This window comes from Spirosoma jeollabukense (assembly GCF_054777855.1).
The window spans coordinates 55,144-69,832 of record NZ_BAAHAD010000007.1; the positions used below are offsets into that span (position 1 = coordinate 55,144).

The following is a 14,689-nucleotide window of genomic DNA, read 5'->3' on the forward strand; positions in this document are numbered from 1 at the left end:
GCTCTTGTTTTGGTTAGTAAGTTGCCACCAAAGGAGTTTGTTGTAACTAGACGCTTTACGCAGCCGGATTCTGTAATACGGAAAGAAATGAATGGTGCATTTGTGTTACAAAAATCACGCTTATTGGCGGTTTACCTATAAAATTTATTTAGCGGCAAGTGAACATAATTGTCTGACTGTAAGTATCTTTGCAGGCAAGTTCTATAAAATGGATTGTATTCCAGATAAGCCCGGTGCTTTCGAAGCGCCGGGTTTATTTTTTGTCTCAACTATTTTTACTTTTTTCTGCGGAAGACTCCGTTTGAGTGCTGGCTACTACTACTACCGGGCAATAGGAAAGGATTCTGAGTATCAGCGCGCTCATTATGGGTAGTGCGGTAGGCGAGGTGAAGGGGGTTAACAAAGCGGCTGCCAGAACACTAGCTTATTTCAGCAAATAAGTCCCCTACCTTTCCCTAAGAATACATTCCTTCGGTTCTTAAAACGCAATAAGTTTGCAGGCAATTATAGCGGTTGAACACGCACCGCCAGCACCGCCATGAATCCGATTTTATTGCATACTCATTCGGTAATGGCGTATATACTGCTCCTGGTATCAAGTAGCATGTACGTCTATCTGATTAACCTGAAGGTTGAGTCGCCGGGAAAAAAATGGTTTACCATCTTTTATTTGAGCCAGATCGTATGGCAGGCAGGCGACATGATCCGGTATAGTATCCATCCGGCTTATGTTGGCTCCTGGCCCTATCAGCTTCAGATTATACTGATGTTTGTGCCCGCCTTAGGCCTTGTCGAAATTGCGTATATCCAGTTCCTTTACCGATTCGTGACGCCCGCGTTTGAACGCGAGCAGAAAGTTCTTCTCTACGTAATGATCGCTTTTGTGATCGGCCTGATTGCCTTTAACACCTGGAACGAATTCTACAACCAGAGCGACCTGCTTATGATGCAGGCTTCCATGTTTATTTATGGCTTATTAACAAATCTCTGGGCCGTAAACATAGGTTGGCGCAAAGGTCGCTTATTCCGGAAACAGGGGAACGAGCAAGCCGCCAAAGGAAATACCTACATGGTCTTTGTCAATTTGTGCTTCGTGATTCCCTGCATTGTTGCCGTCATCTTTGGCATATACAGCACCATTGGCTACTGGACTTTTTTTGTCCTGCTCTGGTTTGGAAACCTGGCTCAAATTGTTGTGTCGATTACGTATGCCGCCGTGCCGACCAGTTTCCAGATAAAATTGGTTGGCTTCACGTTCATCATGATTGCCACCGTACTGCTAATTGTGACGCTGGTATTTTACCCCCCTTACTACCCTACCGATTACGTTCCCCGCTATACGCAACAGGATGGTCTGATTAAGATGTTCGGCATCATTACGGTATCGACAGCCGGGCTCGTTTTGATTTTGCCGCGGATTCTCCGGGTTACCCTTACCAGTCCGCTACAGCAATTGCTGGAAGGCGTTCAACAGGTCAATGCCGGCAATTTAACGACCCTTGTTCCAGTGGGCTTACCCGACGAAATCGGCGATTTAACCTTGAACTTCAATCGGATGACCCAGTCGCTGAAAAAAGCAAAGGATGCCCTGACGATGTATACGGAACAGCTTGAAGTACAAATCGAAGAACGAACCGCCGAGATCACCCAGCAAAAACAGGAACTGGAAGTTCAACGGGATTCGCTGGCGCAAACACTGCTCGAACTGAAAGAAACGCAGTTGCAGCTTATTCAGAAAGAAAAAATGGCCTCGCTTGGTGAACTGACGTCGGGTATTGCACACGAAATTCAGAACCCATTGAATTTCGTCAACAATTTCTCAAAAGTCAGCCTTGAACTACTGGAGGAGCTTAAAGAAGAAATCAAGGCCGATCATAAAACAGATTCCGTGCAGATCGCCGATGATCTGGTACAGAATCTGTCGCGGATTTCGCACCATGGTCAGCGGGCCGACAGCATTGTCAAAGGCATGCTGCAATTATCGCATGGCACTACGAGCAACGGCAAAAAGCAACTCACTAACCTGAATGATCTGGCGACCGAGTATTTGCAGATCGCCAACAAAGACATACTGTCGAAAAACAAAAACGTTTCGGTTAAGCTTGCCATAGCGCTTGATCCTGCTATTGAACCGGTAAAAGCTGTGCCCCAGGATATTGGCCGGGTATTGCTCAATATTTTCGATAACGCCTTTTACGCGCTTAATCAGAAACAGGAACAACTCAAGACCAATTACGAGCCCATCTTGTCAGTATGTACACAGGCCAACGTCACCGACCAAATGGTACGTATCTGTATCCGCGACAACGGCACCGGCATTCCAACGACCATTCTCAACAAAATCTACCAGCCTTTTTTCACGACAAAGCCAACTGGGCAGGGAACAGGCCTGGGTTTATCGCTGAGTTACAACATTATTACCCAGGGTCATGGCGGCATACTAGCCACTACGTCTGAGGTGGGCCAATACACTGAAGTTACCATTCAGTTGCCTGTTTCTTCGGACTGAAGTAGCCAGAATCAGGGGCACTACGTCATAAAGCCCCTACTACGTTAGGCATAAAATCGACCATAAAATGAGCCATCATGGTTAATTTTAGATCTCGTCGCCACAAATACATTCCGGTCAGCACACCCCCTAAAACGAACGCAAGGATGACCCCCGTTATACCCTGCGAATAATGGAACAACGCGAAGGGGATTAGCGAGCCGAAGGCGGCTAGGTAGCGGTTGTTAAAAAGTGCGGTCAGGCGCTCGATGATATAGCCTCTAAAAAATAGTTCTTCAACAAGACCGGCTCGTGTCACAACCAATGTCGTTGTCCATAAGGAAAGCCTGGCAGATGATTTGGATTCGCCAAACTTCCAGCCTATCTGCTGAAAAACTAAAAGACAGACAAAAAGCAGCCCAAAACAGACAAGTACTGTAACGATGGCCCAACCCATTGATTGACCGATTTTCTGAGGGTATAATCCAATGGAAGATAAGGGTAAGCGCTCCTGCTTCATGATCCAAAGTAGAAGAGCCGCCATCAGAAAGATGAGCCCTTCCCGGGCTATCACCTGCAAATCGTTTAAGGGACCATATAGCTGCTTAAATACCAGGGAAATACCTGCCATTGACAGGTACGCAATTGATAAGCCCGCGACGGAAAATAGATTCCTGTTTGTCATACTGCGCATTGGAATACTCAAAGCTGAAAGGCCAGGAAAGATGGGAGAAAATCAGGCCTCACCTTCTGACGGCAACAAACTAACATGTCTGGTTGCTCCTATCAACGTGGAAGTCAACAACGGGTAGGAATGACTAAACAAGTAGTCCATTTTGCCGGAATATCTCCATAGCCTATGAACGTATCAAAAACCCGAAAGGATGGCTTCTGTACAGGAAGTTGCTTTTTTAAGTAATAACGGACGAGGCTATACGCTAAGTTATTAAACCGTCGTGTAACTTCATCCGTTAGGCTAACAGGCACTTTATTGCAGCCTTGTTACCCATCGTTTGGGGCATGGGGAGAATTCATGGCGAGCTTAAGCTGGCGAACTATTTTATTTACCTGGTTTCTGTTTCCCATATATCGGTTGTATTGCCATTTCGACAACTCTTTCACGGCCAGTCGCTTTGCCAGTTCAGGGTTCTTTCGCAGCGTATCGTCGATACGTATCCGAAAGGTTGAGGCAACCACGTCAATATTGGTCATTTTGTAGTGATACCGTCCGTCCTGAGCTCGAATTTCGATGCCCATTTCGTAGTATATCTGCTGAAAACCCGTCAGAAGAATTTGTCGTTTGGTTAAATTTTCAACGAATCTACCCCGCCCGCCCACAACGCCCGTCTCTTTGTTATCCGTTTGAATGACGGGTGTTTCGTTCGTAAACGAAGTCAGCAGAAAGGTTTTAGCCCGGCTGTAAAGCTTGTCTACAGTTGCTCCCTCAACGGGTACTACGTCTGTATACATTATGCCGCCCGTTGCTGAATCAATCCGGATGTTAGTATCTGCGAGTGTATAGGTTTTCTTTTGGGCAAGGCATAAAACAGGGCAAAGCAGTAACAGGAATAGGTAATTCATTGCCTTCGATTTTCGGGCAAAGTATGGCAATTCCATTCACTAGCTGTTGCCAACTTATTAAACGGTGTTACCGGCACATATAGTAAACTAGTTTAGGCAGTTAGGTAAACAGAACGAGCAAAAATAGGCCTCTGTATGTCTCAATGATCCTATTTTTATACGGAGAGAACTTCGCCCGTAGGTTTGATCAAGGGGATACCAACCAGAAATTTCTCATCGTCGTAGTAAACCGTAACCAACGGATGGTCGAGGAGTTTGTATTTCATCATGATATTCTGCAGGCCAATATGATTGGATTGAACGGCTATCTTTTTCTTCTGCAGATTATTTTCTACATATAAATTTCCATCTTGTACATACACCCGGATCGTTAGCGGACGACTAACCGATATAACATTGTGTTTGATAGCATTTTCAAACAAAATCTGAAGCGTCAGCGGTGGAATAAGGTAGTTCAGGTGATGGCTCTCCAAAGCCGTCTCCAGAACAATACCATCCCCATGCCGGGTCTTGAGTAAATGAAAATAAGCTTTGATGAAGTGCATCTCTTCGGCCAGCGGGCAAAGATCACGGCTATTCTGACGTAGCAGATAGCGGTATACGGACGACAGTTCATCCAGAAAACGCTCGGCCTGCTCGGCATCACTGGTGATCAACGACGACAGCGAATTCAGGTTATTGAAGAGAAAATGGGGATTTATTTGTGTTTTCAGCGAATCGAGCTGGCTTTGCAGATTCACCTTCTTGAGTTCTTCCGTTTCGATGTAGGATACTTTCCAGCGTTGATACAGATAAACGCCTTCATAATAGGCTGCGACCTGAACCGTACCCACAACGGAGACAAGGGTATTGAAAAAATACGGTTTGAACAGAAAATAATCGTCCGAGTGCCAGAGACCAATGTACTTATAGAAAAATGTCTGCGAGATTCGGATAATGCTGGCAAAGATGACAAACCAGGCCAGTTGGAACAAAACCCGCAGGAGCGTCTGTGTCAATTCAGGATAACGACGCCGGGAGATAATAATTCCCCGGCGGTTGGCCTCCCAAACAAGTACGCTGCCAAGAATAAAGAAAAACGGAATGCGCCAATCGTCAGGATAAGGGATGTTAGTATAGCCATACATCATCCATTGTCCCGTTAACGACAGTAGGGGGACACCAATAATGCGCATCCATTTGTCATTCAGTTTTTGCATCCGGCCAATTTAGCCATTTTTTGAAGTCGTTTCTATACGCATGGCTTACAAGGCTGGCCGTTGGCTTCAACAGGCTTTAAAGCAGATCCGCCGGGTCGATCAGGCGGTTTTTGATGGCGAACAGCACCAGACCAGCGGTGTTGCGGGCATTGGTTTTTTCGAGCAGGTTCGCCCGGTGTCCGTCTACGGTACGGATGCTAAGCGAGAGCCGGTCGGCAATTTCCGGAGCAGTTAATTGCTTGCAAATCAGACTCAGGACTTCAATTTCGCGGCTCGTGAGCGTAGCAGGTAGATCGTCGGTGAGCAACCGGCGGGGCTTTTTCACCAGCATCCGGTTTTTCAGCGCGTTCAGGAAGGCTTCGTTAAAATAGAAATCCATCTCGACAACGGCCCGAATGGCCCGTTCCACTTCCTGCGGCTCTACGTTCTTGAACAGGTAGGCATTCACACCTAAATCCATCAGGTGGGTTACGAACCGATCTTCGCCATAAACCGACAGGATAATGATTTTTACACCTGGGTAATCCCGGTGAATGAGTTTAGTCGTTTCGACACCGTTCATTTCCGGCATCGAGAGGTCGAGCAGTACTACGTCGGGCAGTGGATCGGCGGTAGCCAGCGCATCGAGCAGGGCGCGACCATTGTCGGCTTCGAGGGTGATGGCCACGCCCTCAAACGTATTGACAATGGCGATCATGCCTTTACGAAACAACAGTTGGTCGTCGGCAATAGCGACTCGAATAGGATTCATACTTGAACGGTTAGGGGAATGGTAACGGTTACGCGTAGTCCCTGACCAGGGTGGGTGTCGAAAACAACGGTGCCGTCGAGCATTTGGGCGCGGGTTTCAATATTTTTCAGGCCCAGGCTACGTTTCTGATAGGCTTCTGCATAATCGAATCCGTTGCCATCATCAACGTAGTGAATAACTAGATAGGCATCCCGCTGCTCCAGACTCACCTGAATTTCAGTCGCTTCGGCGTGTTTGAGGGCGTTATTGAGCAATTCCTGCACCAGCCGGTATACAATCAGATTCGTGCGGGTTGGCAGGCTAATGTCAGAAGCAACGGTTAACTCTACATTGACATTGGCAATGTCCATTGCGCTTTCACACAACCCTTCGAGGGCGTAGGTAAGGCCGAGTTCGTCGAGCCCCTGGGGCAGCAGATCGTTGGAGATTCGCCGAACACTGTCGATGGTGTTATCAATAACGACTTTAAACCGGGTCGTGAGATCATCCGAATTGGTGTCGGGCGGATTTTTCTGAGCCAATTGCCCAACCAGCAACCGCATGGCCGAGAGGGCGGCCCCTACTTCATCGTGGAGGTCACGGGCTACGCGCTTTCGTTCCAGTTCCACGGCATCGAGGGTCCGATACACGACGTCCTGTTGATAGTTCAGTTCCATTTGCTTAACGACTAATTCCTGTTCAGACACTCGTTTTTGGTACAAAAACATAAAGCTCACCACCCCCGCCACCAACAGCAATAGCGCAAAACCTCCTGCAATAACCAGTACGTATAAATCTACTGAAGCCGCGGACTGAACCATAAACCAACACCAATAAACAGATATAGCAGAGCCATGAGTAACGAACTTAGCCCCCACGACATAAAACTAAGTGATTGGTTTGGTTCTTTCAGTAACGCGTTGTTTAGTATAAAGAAAAACAGGTTCCCTGAAAAGTAGAGCAGGAAGCCCGTATTGATCCAGAAAACGGGATGCTGATCGAGCCGTTTGGTACGTAACTCGATCAGCATCTTATAAAAAGACAGCAAAGCCAGCATAATGGTCAGCACGCCAACCGTCCCGCGGGCATACGTATTGAAACCGGTAATGGGTTGTAAATAAATACTGTTCAGGACCGCCAATACGGTAAAACAGATCATCAGCCCCGGTACAAGCCAACGCGGGTAGAAGTCGCCAAAGAACCTGAAGTAAAACAGGCCGATGATGTTAAATTCAAGAATCGTGTATACATGCAGCATATACAGGTTCGGCATATGCAATCGGGCAGTTACCTGAGACAATATTTCTCCCAGGGCTCCCAAGGCCAGAAACCACCCGATGAATTGCAAGCCATTCCGCAGGTAGCGACGACGTATAAGGGCCATCGTAATGGGAAACACCATCGAAAGAGGGCTATACTCAAAAAGCCAGTTGAAAAAATCATGCATCGTTGGCCATGCTACGTCGGTTCGTTTTTTACATTATTCAGGTTTAATCGGCTTTACCGGCACGGGCCGCCCCGCCTAAATCCCCCAAAGGGCAGGGCTGTTAAGTGCTGAATTTTCTTTACTTAATCAGCCCCTTTTGTTAGCTAATCTTTACCCCCCAACCCCCTGAAGGGGGAGAAAATCCACTTCGGAGTACTCCCCCTTCAGGGGGTTGGGGGGTAAAGATGCAGCACTTAACAGCCCTGCCCTTTAGGGGACTTGGTTCCTACTCAGACAAAGTCCCCTAAAGGGGATTTAGGGGCACATGTCAGGCTTCACGATTCATTCCTACACACCCTTTTCATTGGTCTGCTTAATGAACAACGGGCTGTCCTCATTGCAATGGGGCGGGCATGGACGCGAGAAATCGAAAACTTCGTAGGTCTCTTGGGTGGCCGCATCCCCGTCGGTTATGGTCATTGGCCCTACCAGATCGACAATGACGTCGGAATCCGGCGCATCGGGATTAATATCTTTCTCGTAGGCGGCTGATACCAGGAGCAAACAGGGCCGCATACGGTCTTCATCCAGTGGTTCCTTACGCCCTACGTACAGGCGAACAAATTCAGTATCGTGCTGCGCGAGCAACTCCACAAAATCGGCCCGGCGAACCACAAACGCCCGCATGTCGGTCGGGTCGAGTGGTTTGGTCACCGGGTCGGCATCAATCCAGTTGGCAATCCAGTTTTGAGCGGTGTCAACAGGAACGGAAAACGGCACCCATTCAGCAAGCTTGGACTCGGTAGTCATTAAAGTTCTGCAGTTTAATTGGTTAATGAGATAGGCGCAAAACAACGCAATTGGGGAAGACCGCACACCCGTAAAACTACCTGTTTTCAACAGACACGCAGAAAAGCCCGGTGTCTACCGACTAACTACCCGTTTTGCCGATTGGGTGATTCTGCTGCTTTCGGAGACGGGGCGACCTTCCATTTTTGTAGCGAACAATGTCTCTTTTTTTAATCACCTAACAACTCTACTACAATGGTCGCAGAAGTAACCACCCTCACCCCCACCCTTACTCTTCCCAATAAGGCAGACGAAGAAACCGTTCAGGCATTTAAACTTTGGGCATCTGTCCCCGCCAATGATGAAATAGGCATTACCATCGACAATGTACAGGTCGGTGATCAGGTCTATGTGTATGATGGCGCAGGCATTGCTTCGTTCGACAAAGTAAACATGGCCGCTGTTAAGGGCATTGTGGGAATTGCCAACGCCATTGCCGGTGGTGCGTTGGTGGTGGCCCAACCCGAGACGGCGCCATTCGTGGCGGCCTGGGATACGGGCATCAGTGCTATCCTGGCGGCTCTCCCCGACGAGCTGGGCAATAAACGCCGGGATATGTATGGTTGTGACCCCGGCACGGGTGATTACGCCAAAGATGAAGGTGGCCTGATTGTGTGCATGCCCGAATCGCACGGACCAATCTATGCCACCGACAACTACACCCTCACGGGTGATACCAAGAATGATGGCCGACTGTATAAATACTACAGTGACGACACGAAAAAGGTCAATGCATTTTTTCCCTGTCCGGTCATCAACAATGCCACCGATCCCGGTAGTGGTGACAACGGTCGTCTTTTGGGGACTGCTACCAAGGATGGCGCTGTTCACATCCTGGCATTTGATAAAGACTACAACGACAACGCTGGTTATTATAATGTTGGGCTCATCATTATACGTAGCAATGCCGTACCCGATGCGCCGGTCATGATTCAGCTTTTAGAAGAAAGCGCACCAACTGGTGGCATCTAAGTTCATACGGTTACCTGTCTCTGGTTAGTTACCTGACTAGCCAGAGACAGGAATCGCGACAATCAATCACGCGGTTATTTGTCCCCAAAATCCCCTAAGAAGGGCCTTTTGGGGACAAATGCTGAAAATGAGTTAAAGAATGCTGGAAATGAGTTAACATCTATGTTGGCCAAAGCGCCACATTTGCCAGCACATATGGGCATCTAAATCAATGCCTCCTCACTCAGCCTTTCTCTTTTTTTATTGATGAATCTGCCACTTAATTCTCCCGCCAACAGCTTAAAGATGCATGTCCAGAATGCGGGTAAAGTTCGGCTTCCGTTTGCGGATCTGATGTTTTTACAGGCGTCTGGCAACTACAGCTGGCTGCACTGGAAAGATGGCCAGCGCCTGTTAATGCCCCGCACCTTAAAATACTACGTGCCCCAGTTGCCCGGTGAATGGTTTGTTCGGGCCCACCGCAACTGCATCATCAACGTCCATTATATCAATCGGATGGTACTCACTCATCTCGACAAGGGTGGGATGATTTACCTACAGTCAGGGGACATATTGCCGGTGTCGCGTCGGCGGTGGGTAGCCATCCGTAAGGTCTTCCGGAGCCTGCCATTGACTGATCGTTACGTTCAGACGGGCAGGGCTTAGCCTACCTGGGCCTGTGTGGTTCGGATTTAGACGCCAACGGCCACAGGCGAACACTATTCTTTTCGACTTCTTACTAATTATCAATATGCATACACCTCTACGTTTCTTTTTGGTTACGTTTCCCACTATTCTTTATCGGCCTATTATTTTTCTGATAGTGCTGGTAAGCTTGGGGTTTCAGGCGCAGGGCCAGACAACATTTACGGTTAGCAACACCAACAACTCAGGTACAGGAAGTTTGCGCCAGGCTATGCTCAATGTGGCCGCATCCGGTTCAGCTGGACCCTTCACCATTACAGCCAGTGCTATAAGCGGCACCATCAACCTGGCCAGTGTGTTGCCCGATATCACCAAAGACATTGCCTTCGTCGGGCCGGGGGCCAGCAGCCTCACTATTCGCCGTAGTTCGGGCGGGAATTACGGCATTTTTAATATCCCCAATACCACTACGGTTAGCTTCAATGGATTTACTATCGCCGATGGCTTTGCCGAAGAATTAGACGGGGGAGCAATTAACAATCAAGCGGGCATCGTAACTGTTTCAAACTGTACGTTTCGTGATAACGAGGCACGTTATTGTGGCGGAGCAATTCAAAATCTAAATGAGTTAACGGTTACTAACTCAGTGTTTATAAATAATACGATGGTAGGCCCGGGAAGTATTGGTGGTGCGATTGGCCATAAAGGGTCGCTTCTACAGGTAACGAACTCTACCTTTTCAAATAACTCGGTTGGTTCCAGCGGGGGTGCCATTTGTGTATACAATGGGTCTGCCACTATTACGAATTGTCTGTTTACGGATAACCAAGCAAACACCGCAGGAGGAGGGATTATTTTTCGGGCAGATGCTGCGGCAATTGTAACCAATTGTACCTTTAGTGGCAATAATGCAGGTGGCCAAGGTAATGCCATCAGTGATGTTGAGAACATACAACTCGTCAAGATTACCAATACGACAATCACGGGCAACACAGGAAACAATGGAGCCCTTGGTGTCAATCTCAACGCAGTACCTCCGTTGCTAAAAAATTGTATTGTTGCGGGCAATAGTGCCAATGTCAATCCTGATATTTTTGGGCCAGTCGATGCGAGTTCATCTTACAATGTAATTGGCACCGGTGGTTCGGGTGACTTGACCAACGGAGTCAACAACAATAAGGTAGGGGTCGATGCTCTGTTGTCGGCGTTGGGCAACTATGGGGGTCCACGTCAAACCCACGCGCTGCTGCCGGGTAGCCCGGCCATCAATGCCGGTACAGCTGTTGGTGCCCCCACGACTGATGATCGAGGTATGTCCCGAGTTGGGGTTACCGACGTCGGCTCGTTTGAGTCACGGGGCTTTGCCATGGCCTTAACCAGCGGCAACAACCAGAGTGCTACGGTCAATACGGCCTTCGCCAATCCGTTAGTGGTCACCGTCAGCAGTGCCAACAGCGAGCCAGTGGCCGGGGGCGTGGTGACGTTTACGGGGCCAGGTTCAGGTGCCAGCATCAACCCCACATCCATAACGGCCAGTATTGGCACCACCACGGCTTCAGCATCCGTCACGGCCAATGCCACGGTGGGAGGTGCTTATGGGGTGACAGCCAGTGCCAACGGGGCTAGCCCAGCCCGTACCTTCAACCTGACCAATACGATCGGAGCACCCACCATCACGGGCTTTACTACAGTAGACAATACCGTCTGTGTGGGTAGTTCCATTACCTTCACGGCCACCATTGGCAACGTAACGGGCAGTTACAACTTTACGGTGACCAATGGCACCAGCACCACCACGGGTACGGCCGCCAGTACGGCCTTCAGCCAGAACCTGACGGCCAGCGGCTCAGGCAATCAGACCTTCACCCTGACCATCAGCGACAACAGCCAGTCGGCCAGCGCCACTACCAACGTAACCGTCAACAGCTTACCAGTGGCCGGGCTGACTAATAACGGCCCGCTGAGCTGCACGTTCACCACTGTCGCCTTAACTGCATCAGGGGGCAGCTCATATACCTTCGCCAACGGCAGTGGTATAGTGTTAGCCGGATCGGGGGCCACTCGTTCGGTGACGGTGGCGGGGACGTACTCGGTGAGTGTCGCCAATGCCAGTGGCTGTGTGAGTACCACCACCACCACCGTCACCAGCACCACCGCGACAGTCACGGTTGCCAACCCGTCCACCACGACGGGTTCCCAGGGGACAGCCTTCAATCAAACCTTTACGGCGAGCGGAGGGACAACGCCCCGCAGTTTCAGCCTGGCTAGTGGTACGTTGCCTACCGGATTGAATCTGTCGACCACGGGTGTCCTGTCGGGCACGCCCACTCAGAGTGGGAACTTCCCCATTACCGTCAAGGCTACTGATGCCAATGGCTGTTCTGGCACCAGTGCTACCTATACGCTGGTGGTCAATGCGGTCGTTCCTACTATCAATGGGCTGGCGGCTACGCCGAATCCCGCCTGCGTCGGCAGTCCGGTGACGTTCAGGGCCAGTGTGGGTAACGTGACGGGCTCTTACAACTACACGCTCACCAACGGCAGCAGTACGTCCATCGCCGGTACGTCTGCCAATACGAGTTTTAGTCAGCAGGTAACGGCTGCGGGCTCGGGAACTCAGAGCTTCACCCTGACGGTGAGTGCGAACAGTCAGACCGCGTCGCTGGTGACAAGCGTCACGGTAACCAACAGCCCCGACTATCAGCCGCTGGCAGATCTCTACACCAGTACAGGCGGAGCGAACTGGACCAATAAAACGGGCTGGCTCAGCGGCTGCGATCCCTGTACGGGCAACGGGGGCCAACCCTGGTTCGGGCTGACCTGCGCCAATGGCCGAGTCAGTGGAATTGTGTTGTACAACAACAACCTGGTGGGTAGTCTTCCGACTAGTCTGAGTGCGCTCACTGGTCTAACGAACCTTCAGATTAACGCTAACCCTCAGTTGCAAGGCACTATTCCAACGGGCTTGAGCAATCTAACCAGCCTGACTCGTCTCGAACTGGATAACAATGCACTAACGGGCAGTATTCCGAGCAGTTTTACCGTACTGACCAACCTGACAGGTATTAGTTTAGGATATAATCAGTTGACGGGTAACCTTGTCAATAGCTTCAAGGGGCTCTCTAAACTGGTATACCTTGAAATAAGCAGCAACCCCTTCACAGGCTCTTTTCCCGACCTGACTGGGCTGGCCAACCTGGAAATTCTTAATTTATCTTCTACTCGGTTAACGGGCGGCATCCCGACCAATCTTAATACGCTGACCAGCCTGCAATATCTTGGTCTAGGTAGCAATCAGTTAACGGGTAGCATTCCTGCCAGTCTGGGTGCAATGACCAACCTACGATTTATCGACTTTAGCAACAATCAGTTAAGCGGTTGCTTTCCGGCCTCCCTGACGGCGCTTTGTGGAGGAGGACGCGATATTGTTTTCTCCTATAATCCGGGGCTACCGGGAGGAGGTGATTTCGATGCCTTCTGTAGTCGCGGCTTTGGCAGTGACGGCTTTGCAGCCCAGGCCTCGACCAGCCTGGCTGCGGTGTGCGTTGGCCAGCCGGTGAGTCTGAGTGCCAACGGGGGCAGTGGCTACAGTTATAGCTGGCGTGCACCGGCTGGGGCTACGCTGAGCAACAACACCAGCCAGAGTGTGTCGGCCACTCTGACCACCTCGGGGGTGAAAACCTTCACGGTGGTGGTCAGTAACGGTAGCAGTTGCAGCAGCACGGCTACCGTTAACGTAACAGGCACCGACGCACCCACAGCGGGGTTGACCAATAATGGGCCGCTGAGCTGCACCCTGACCACCGTCACCTTAACCGCATCAGGCGGTAGCTCGTACACCTTTGCCAACGGCAGTGGTATAGTGTTAGCCGGATCGGGGGCCACTCGTTCGGTCACCACGGGGGGGATCTACTCGGTGAGTGTGGCCAATGCCAGTGGCTGTGTGAGTACCACCACCACCACCGTTACCAGCACCACCGCGACAGTCACCGTCGCCAACCCGTCCACCACGACGGGTTCCCAGGGAGCGGCCTTTAGCCAGCCCTTCACGGCCAGTGGCGGAACCACTCCCTATATTTTCAGCCTGGCCAGTGGCAGCTTGCCCGCAGGTTTGAGTTTGAATGCCAACACCGGGCTTGTATCAGGCACGCCCACGGCGAGCGGGAGTTTCCCCATCACGGTGCGAGCCACTGATGTCAACGGCTGTTCGGGCGTGAGTGCGACGTACACCCTGGTGGTCAACTCATCCGTTCCCACCATCACGGGCTTTACTACAGTAGATAATACCGTATGTGTAGGCAGTCCCGTCACCTTCACCGCTACCATCGGCAACGTAACGGGCAGTTACAATTTTACGGTGACCAATGGCACCAGCACCACCACGGGTACGGCCGCCAGTACGGCCTTCAGCCAGAACCTGACGGCCAGCGGCTCAGGGAATCAGACCTTCACCCTCACCATCAACGACAATAGCCAGTCGGCCAGCGCCACTACCAACGTAACGGTCAACAGCTTACCAGTAGCCGGGCTGACCAACAATGGCCCGCTGAGTTGCGCTACTACGTCGGTGACACTGACCGCATCAGGGGGCACCTCCTTCACCTTTGCCAACGGCAGCGGCACGCTGGGCACCCCAGGGGCGACCAACACCCTGGTGGTCAGCAGTCCCGGTACGTATTCGGTGACGGTCGCTAACGCCAGTGGCTGCGTAAGCAGCACCACTACCACCGTGCTCAGCGCCACAGGCACCGTAGCGGTGAGCAATCCGGGTATCACCAGCGGTACGTTGACAGCGGCCTTCAGCCAGAGCTTCACCGCGT

11 protein-coding genes are annotated in these 14,689 nt (G+C 50.6%); 4 read left to right on the plus strand and 7 right to left on the minus strand.

All coding sequences use genetic code 11. The features are described 5' to 3' along the window. Positions 1 to 538 precede the first annotated feature (538 nt). A complete protein-coding gene (locus ACYVEA_RS23010) occupies positions 539 to 2,509 on the plus strand; it encodes an ATP-binding protein (protein ID WP_461115787.1) in 1,971 nt (656 codons plus the stop codon). A 25-nt stretch (positions 2,510 to 2,534) separates the two neighbouring features. Here the strand turns inward: ACYVEA_RS23010 and ACYVEA_RS23015 are convergent, their stop codons facing one another. The 7 genes from ACYVEA_RS23015 to ACYVEA_RS23045 form a co-directional block, all read right to left on the minus strand. After that, entirely contained in the window at positions 2,535 to 3,119 is a 585-nt protein-coding gene (locus ACYVEA_RS23015; RefSeq protein WP_461115788.1) for a CPBP family intramembrane glutamic endopeptidase, read from the minus strand. Between the two features lie 371 nt (positions 3,120 to 3,490). Continuing rightward, positions 3,491 to 4,105 (minus strand): DUF4468 domain-containing protein, encoded by a 615-nt coding sequence (locus ACYVEA_RS23020; RefSeq protein WP_461115789.1) that lies wholly within the window; start codon positions 4,103 to 4,105, stop codon positions 3,491 to 3,493. A gap of 119 nt (positions 4,106 to 4,224) precedes the next feature. Then, positions 4,225 to 5,268, minus strand: a complete 1,044-nt coding sequence (locus tag ACYVEA_RS23025; protein ID WP_461115790.1) for a sensor histidine kinase — start codon at positions 5,266 to 5,268, stop codon at positions 4,225 to 4,227. A 76-nt stretch (positions 5,269 to 5,344) separates the two neighbouring features. After that, on the minus strand, positions 5,345 to 6,019 hold the full coding sequence (locus tag ACYVEA_RS23030; RefSeq protein ID WP_461115791.1) for a response regulator: 675 nt from the start codon (positions 6,017 to 6,019) through the stop codon (positions 5,345 to 5,347). Next, a complete protein-coding gene (locus tag ACYVEA_RS23035) occupies positions 6,016 to 6,819 on the minus strand; it encodes a sensor histidine kinase (protein WP_461115792.1) in 804 nt (267 codons plus the stop codon). Before ACYVEA_RS23035 ends, ACYVEA_RS23030 begins: the two co-directional genes overlap by 4 nt. Beyond that, positions 6,795 to 7,445: a hypothetical protein gene (locus ACYVEA_RS23040; RefSeq protein ID WP_461115793.1), complete on the minus strand. Its 651-nt coding sequence runs from the start codon at positions 7,443 to 7,445 to the stop codon at positions 6,795 to 6,797. The genes ACYVEA_RS23035 and ACYVEA_RS23040 overlap by 25 nt, the downstream gene beginning before the upstream one ends. A 327-nt stretch (positions 7,446 to 7,772) precedes the next feature. Further along, positions 7,773 to 8,234, minus strand: a complete 462-nt coding sequence (locus tag ACYVEA_RS23045; RefSeq protein ID WP_461115794.1) for a hypothetical protein — start codon at positions 8,232 to 8,234, stop codon at positions 7,773 to 7,775. Positions 8,235 to 8,468: 234 nt separating this feature from the next. Here ACYVEA_RS23045 and ACYVEA_RS23050 point away from each other — a divergent pair, with 234 nt between their 5' ends. The 3 genes from ACYVEA_RS23050 to ACYVEA_RS23060 form a co-directional block, all read left to right on the plus strand. After that, positions 8,469 to 9,245, plus strand: a complete 777-nt coding sequence (locus ACYVEA_RS23050; RefSeq protein ID WP_461115795.1) for a hypothetical protein — start codon at positions 8,469 to 8,471, stop codon at positions 9,243 to 9,245. A 246-nt stretch (positions 9,246 to 9,491) separates the two neighbouring features. Next, positions 9,492 to 9,890 (plus strand): LytR/AlgR family response regulator transcription factor, encoded by a 399-nt coding sequence (locus ACYVEA_RS23055; RefSeq protein ID WP_461115796.1) that lies wholly within the window; start codon positions 9,492 to 9,494, stop codon positions 9,888 to 9,890. Positions 9,891 to 9,975: 85 nt separating this feature from the next. Then, a partial coding sequence (locus ACYVEA_RS23060; RefSeq protein ID WP_461115797.1) for a beta strand repeat-containing protein occupies positions 9,976 to 14,689 on the plus strand: 4,714 nt, incomplete at its 3' end.

Coding starts and splice junctions, on each gene's coding strand:
- ACYVEA_RS23010 (WP_461115787.1), top strand. CDS start 539: ATGAATCCGATTTTATTGCATACTCATTCGGTAATGGCGTATATACTG.
- ACYVEA_RS23015 (WP_461115788.1), bottom strand. CDS start 3,119: ATGGCAGGTATTTCCCTGGTATTTAAGCAGCTATATGGTCCCTTAAAC.
- ACYVEA_RS23020 (WP_461115789.1), bottom strand. CDS start 4,105: ATGGAATTGCCATACTTTGCCCGAAAATCGAAGGCAATGAATTACCTA.
- ACYVEA_RS23025 (WP_461115790.1), bottom strand. CDS start 5,268: ATGCAAAAACTGAATGACAAATGGATGCGCATTATTGGTGTCCCCCTA.
- ACYVEA_RS23030 (WP_461115791.1), bottom strand. CDS start 6,019: ATGAATCCTATTCGAGTCGCTATTGCCGACGACCAACTGTTGTTTCGT.
- ACYVEA_RS23035 (WP_461115792.1), bottom strand. CDS start 6,819: ATGGTTCAGTCCGCGGCTTCAGTAGATTTATACGTACTGGTTATTGCA.
- ACYVEA_RS23040 (WP_461115793.1), bottom strand. CDS start 7,445: ATGCATGATTTTTTCAACTGGCTTTTTGAGTATAGCCCTCTTTCGATG.
- ACYVEA_RS23045 (WP_461115794.1), bottom strand. CDS start 8,234: ATGACTACCGAGTCCAAGCTTGCTGAATGGGTGCCGTTTTCCGTTCCT.
- ACYVEA_RS23050 (WP_461115795.1), top strand. CDS start 8,469: ATGGTCGCAGAAGTAACCACCCTCACCCCCACCCTTACTCTTCCCAAT.
- ACYVEA_RS23055 (WP_461115796.1), top strand. CDS start 9,492: ATGAATCTGCCACTTAATTCTCCCGCCAACAGCTTAAAGATGCATGTC.